Here is a 2312-nt window from a genome sequence, read left to right as displayed (position 1 = left end):
CACTACAAGAGTTTGGTCGCGGCAAATTTTCTTAACTGACTGGCATTAAGGCAAGCCCCTCCCACATTTGATCTGCGGTGTTGCCCCTACAACGCAGACGCCAGCAATAATTCCCGCGTATAGCCATGCCGGGGCGTCTCGAACAGTTGCTCGGTGCTCCCCGCCTCCACCACCACCCCATCCTTGACCACGATCAGGTCATGGGCCAACGCGCGTACCACCGCCAGGTCGTGGCTGATGAACAGGTAGGTGAGCCCGTGCTCTTGCTGCAAGCGGCGCAACAAGGTCACCACTTGTTTTTGCACGGTGCGGTCGAGGGCCGAGGTGGGTTCGTCGAGCAGGATCAGGTCCGGTTTGATCACCAGCGCTCGTGCGATGGCGATACGTTGGCGCTGGCCACCGGAAAATTCGTGGGGAAAGCGGTGTCGGGTGGCGGGGTCGAGGCCGACGTCACGCAACACTGCAATCACTTGGGCTTCGCGCTCAGGCCGGTCGAGGTCAGTGTGCACGCGCAGGCCTTCTTCGATGATCTGCTGCACGCTCATGCGTGGGCTGAGGCTGCCGAACGGGTCCTGGAACACCACTTGCAACTTGCGCCGCCACGGGCGCAGGGCCTTGCCCTTGAGCGTATCGAGGGCTTGCCCCTGGAAGCGGATGCTGCCCTGGGCGTCGATCAGCCGCAGGATCGCTTGGCCGAGGGTGGACTTGCCCGAGCCGGACTCGCCAACAATACCCAGCGTCTTGCCGCGTTGCAGGCGCAGGTCAATGCCGTCCACCGCTTTGATCGGCGGCCGACGGCGCAACAAGCCACCTTGGGCGAACCAGACTCTGAGACCGTCCACTTCCAATAGATTTTCGGCCACGGCCTGCTCGATCGCACGGCCCTCTGGTTCGGCTTCGAGCAATTGCCGGCTATAGGCATGTTGCGGCGCGGCAAACAGCGCCTCACAGTCGGCTTGCTCGACGATCTGCCCGGTACGCATCACCGCCACCCGCTGGGCAATGCTGCGCACCACATTGAGGTCGTGGCTGATCAGCAACAGCGCCATGCCCAGGCGCTGTTGCAAGTCTTTGAGCAACGTCAGGATGCGCCGTTGCACGGTCACATCCAGTGCGGTGGTGGGCTCGTCGGCGATCAACAGCAGCGGCTCGCACGCCAACGCCATGGCAATCATCACGCGCTGACGCTGCCCGCCGGAAAGTTGATGCGGATAGGCACTCAGGCGTTGGCGCGGCTGCCGGATACCGACCAGTTCCAGCAACTCCAGCACCCGTTCCCGCGCTGCCGCGCCGCCCAGGCCCTTGTGCAACAACAGGGTTTCCGACAGTTGCCGTTCGATGCTGTACAGCGGGTTGAGCGAGGTCATCGGCTCCTGGAAGATCATCGCGATGCGGTCCCCGCGAATCTGGCGCAAACGCTCGGGGCGAGCACCGAGCAACTCCTCACCCTGGTAACGGATGCTGCCTTGGGTGCGCGTGGTATGCGGCGGCAACAACTGCAGGATCGAATGGGCCGTCACCGATTTGCCGGAGCCCGACTCCCCCACCAGCGCCAGACACTCCCCGGCGTGAATATCCAGGTCGATGCCGCGCACCGCCTTATGCCCATCAAAGGCCACCTGCAAGTTACGAATTTCAATCAATGCATCAGTCACGACACGGGCTCGCTTATCAGGATCGGGGGTCGAAGGCGTCGCGGCAGGCTTCACCGATAAACACCAACAGGGACAGGATCAGCGCCAACGCAAAAAATGCCGTCAGTGCCAGCCACGGGGCTTGCAGATTGTTTTTACCCTGGCCGATCAACTCGCCCAGGGACGCACTGCCGGTGGGCATGCCGAAGCCGAGAAAATCCAGCGCGGTGAGCGTGGAAATCGCCCCAGTCAGGATGAACGGCAGGTAGGTCAAGGTGGCCGTCACCGCGTTGGGCAGCACGTGCCGCACCATCACCTGAACATCACCCACGCCCAACGCACGGGCGGCCTTCACGTACTCCAGGTTACGCCCGCGCAAGAACTCGGCGCGCACCACATCCACCAGGGTCAGCCAGGAAAACAGCGCCATGATCCCCAGCAGCCACCAGAAGTTCGGCTCGACAAACCCGGAGAGAATGATCAATAGATACAGCACCGGCAGCCCGGACCAGATCTCAATCAGGCGCTGACCCAGCAGGTCGACCCACCCGCCGTAGTAACCTTGCAACGCGCCCGCGGTGATACCGATCAGCGTGCTGACCAAGGTCAGCGCCAGGGCGAACAGCAGCGACACTCGCGTTCCGAAAATCACCCGGGCCATCACATCCCGAGCCTGGT

General features: G+C 62.6%; 2 protein-coding genes. Both read right to left on the bottom strand.

The annotated features are described in order from the left end of the window. Window positions 1-86: 86 nt before the first annotated feature. Window positions 87-1655, bottom strand: a complete 1569-nt coding sequence (locus ACRESD_RS13920; RefSeq protein WP_431751434.1) for an ABC transporter ATP-binding protein — start codon at window positions 1653-1655, stop codon at window positions 87-89. 16 nt (window positions 1656-1671) lie between these two features. Next, window positions 1672-2312 (bottom strand): ABC transporter permease subunit (locus ACRESD_RS13915; protein WP_431751433.1); only part of this gene is annotated, 641 nt, incomplete at its 5' end.

Origin of the sequence: Pseudomonas sp., assembly GCF_050739995.1 — a bacterium.
Classification (GTDB): domain Bacteria; phylum Pseudomonadota; class Gammaproteobacteria; order Pseudomonadales; family Pseudomonadaceae; genus Aquipseudomonas.
Note: the sequence above shows the minus strand (reverse complement) of the source record. Positions and strands in the feature narration are given on the sequence as shown.